Source organism: Streptomyces coryli (assembly GCF_011044975.1).
GTDB classification, from domain to species: domain Bacteria; phylum Actinomycetota; class Actinomycetes; order Streptomycetales; family Streptomycetaceae; genus Streptomyces; species Streptomyces coryli.
Map to the genome: position 1 here is coordinate 1 of NZ_JAAKZV010000606.1, position 588 is coordinate 588.

General features: G+C 76.0%; 1 protein-coding gene. It reads right to left on the reverse strand.

The features are described from left to right. Positions 1-588: B12-binding domain-containing protein (locus tag G5C51_RS42415; RefSeq protein ID WP_165246287.1), on the reverse strand; the 588-nt coding region annotated here is incomplete at both ends.

Consider the following 588-nt stretch of genomic DNA (forward strand, 5'->3'; position numbering starts at 1 on the left):
GGGTGGGGGCGGTCCAGCCGGGGCCCGCGGTGAGGACCGTGGTGTGGCGGCGGGTGCCGCGCATGCCCCAGCTCTGGGTATGGATGTGCTGGGCCAGGGGGCGGTTCGCGGTGGAGCGGGTCTGGGACCAGAGGACGACGGCCGCCGGGCCGAGGCGGTGCAGGGCCTTGGTGACCGCCTCGGCGGGCACCGCGGCGCCGAACATGCGGGTGGGGACGCCGCGTTCGATGAGCGCCGCGGTCAGCGACTCCAGCGCGAGGGTGTGCATCTCGCCGGGGACGCAGGCCAGGACGACGGGCGGGGCGTCGGGGGTGGCGGCAGGGTCCGGATCGGGTGCGGTTGCGGTGCGCAGGACCGTTGAGATGTGCCACGAAAGGAGGTGTTCCTCCTCGACGTGGGCGTCACCGTCCGCCTCCCAGCGGCGGCCGGCCGCCTGCAGGGCCGGGGCCATCACCCGTTCCCAGCCGTCCACCAGGCCGTGCTTGCCGATCAAGGCCCGGAGTTGGGTGTCGAGCCGCGGCGCGTCGAGGCGTTCCGCAGCGCGGACCAGGCCGCGGCTGGCCGAGCGGTCGGTCGTGGCGGGCGGGC